At 70.5% G+C, this 2,031-nt stretch carries 2 protein-coding genes; both read right to left on the bottom strand.

What is annotated here, in order from left to right; genetic code table 11:
- Positions 1-1,624: ribulokinase (locus FJX73_12720; protein ID MBM3471633.1), on the bottom strand; the 1,624-nt coding region annotated here is incomplete at its 3' end.
- 6 nt (positions 1,625-1,630) lie between these two features.
- On the bottom strand, positions 1,631-2,031 hold a 401-nt coding region (locus tag FJX73_12725; GenBank protein ID MBM3471634.1), incomplete at its 5' end, for a fucose isomerase.

Raw genomic sequence — 2,031 nt, forward strand, 5'->3', positions numbered from 1 at the left:
CCTCCGGGCGAGGCCGGTAGCGGGCACGGTCGGTGCTGCCCATCTGCCGGATCGCCTCGGTCATGCTCTCATGTCCGCCCTGCGCCGTTCCTGCGGCGGCCGCCGCGTAGATGGCCGCGCCGACCGCAGACGCGTGCGGCATCTTCGCCGCCAGCACGTCGCGACCGGTGACATCGGCGGTAATCTGCAGCAACAGCGGGCTGCGTTCGGCCAGGCCGCCGCACGCGTGCACCTCGCCGACAGCCACACCGCCCGCCTCGAAGGTATCTATCACCCTGCGAGTTCCGAAGACCGCGGCCTCGATCAGCGCGCGGTAGATCTCGTGCGGCTCTGTTGCGATCGTGAGCCCGACGATCAGGCCGGAGAGGTCAGTGTCCACCAACGGGGTCCTGCAGCCGTTCCACCAGTCCAGCGCCAGCAGGCCCGTCGCCCCTGCATCCAGGCGCGCCGCCTCGCGCTCCAGCCGTGCGAACGCCGCGGCCTCGCGCTCCAGAGGTGCGAACCCGGCGGCCTCTGCCTCTGCTCCGGCGGCATGGGTGCGCACGTACCATCCGAAGATGTCGCCGAACGACGCCTGGCCTGCCTCGTATCCGAACAGCCCTGGCAGGATCCCGTCCTCCACCACGCCGCAGATCCCCTGCACCGGCTGCCGGCGCGCATCTACCAGCAGGTGACAGGTGGAAGTCCCCATTATGACGACCAACTGCCCCGGCCGGCTGACGCCCACAGCAGGCAGCGCCGTGTGCGCGTCAATCACGGCCACCGCCACCGGCGTGCCCGCGCGCAGCCCGGTGCGCGCGGCCCACTCCGGGAGCAGCCCGCCGGCAGGCGTTGCCACGGGGTGCGGATCGCCCAGCCTGCCGAGCAGAGAGGGGAGGGCAGGATCGAGCGACGCCCAGAACGCGGTTGACGGATAGCCCGCGTCCTTCTGCCAGTGTGCCTTGTATCCGGCCTGGCAGGCGCTGCGCACGTCGCGCCCGACGAGCTGCCAGACGATCCAGTCGCCGCCCTCGATCCAGCGCTCCGCCGCCGGAGCCAGGTGCGGGGCCTCGGCCAGAAACTGCCAGCCCTTGGCCCAGGACCACTCCGAGGAGGTCTTGCCGCCGTAGAGGCGTAGGAACTCGCCCCCGGGCGATCCGGCGGCGGCGTTGATGCGGTCGGCATAGGGCTGCGCCGCGTGATGCTTCCACAGCTTGGGCCAGGCATGGGGCTCGCGCCGGTGTTCTTCCAGCAGGCACAGGGGCGTCCCGTCAGCGGTCGCCGGCAGCACGGTGCACGAGGTGAAGTCAATGCCGATGCCGACGATCGCATCAGGGGGCGCGGCTGCGGCCATCGCGCGCAGGAGATGCTCCAGCGCCAACACCCAGTCGCCGGGATGCTGCAACGCCCAGTCAGGCGGCAGCCGCTCGCCGCCGTCCCGTGCGCCGGCGGGCTGTTCGCCGCCGACACGCCCACTACCGTCCGGCAGCACGCGGTCTATCACACCATACGGGTACGCGAATGTGGCGGTGGCCACCAGGCGGCCATCGGAGGTGCCGACCAGCACCGCGCGGGCCGACTCGGTTCCGAAGTCAATGCCGATGGTGTACCGGTCCATGCGCCCGCCCACCATGAGCCCTGCCACCGGGGCCTACGCGAACACCCGGCAGTCCATTCCCAGTATCTTGCTGATCCAGACCAGTTCCTGGACGTAGTCCCCGTACACCCCGTGGATGTGGTTGCTGTCGTACTCGGACAGAAACTCGTCGGCGCCCACCCGGAACCGCGCAAAGGCGTGCGGCCACTCCGGCGTGGTCGCGGCCGCCTTCGCCCAGGCCACTTCCTCTGGGAACTCCACAAACTCCGCGGGAACGATCGCCATCCAGTAGCGTCCCTGGCGTCGGGCCAGGCGGGCCAGCGTCACCTGACCCGGGGCCGCGATGTGCGCCACCGACGCGCCGCCGGAGGGGAAGTAGATGATCTCCGGGTAGAAGCGCACCTTGGGCAGGTTCACCGCCGGATCGAACGACCGGCCCGCAAAGTAGGTTGCAT

This window comes from Armatimonadota bacterium, from assembly GCA_016869025.1.
Classification (GTDB): Bacteria; Sysuimicrobiota; Sysuimicrobiia; order Sysuimicrobiales; family Humicultoraceae; genus VGFA01.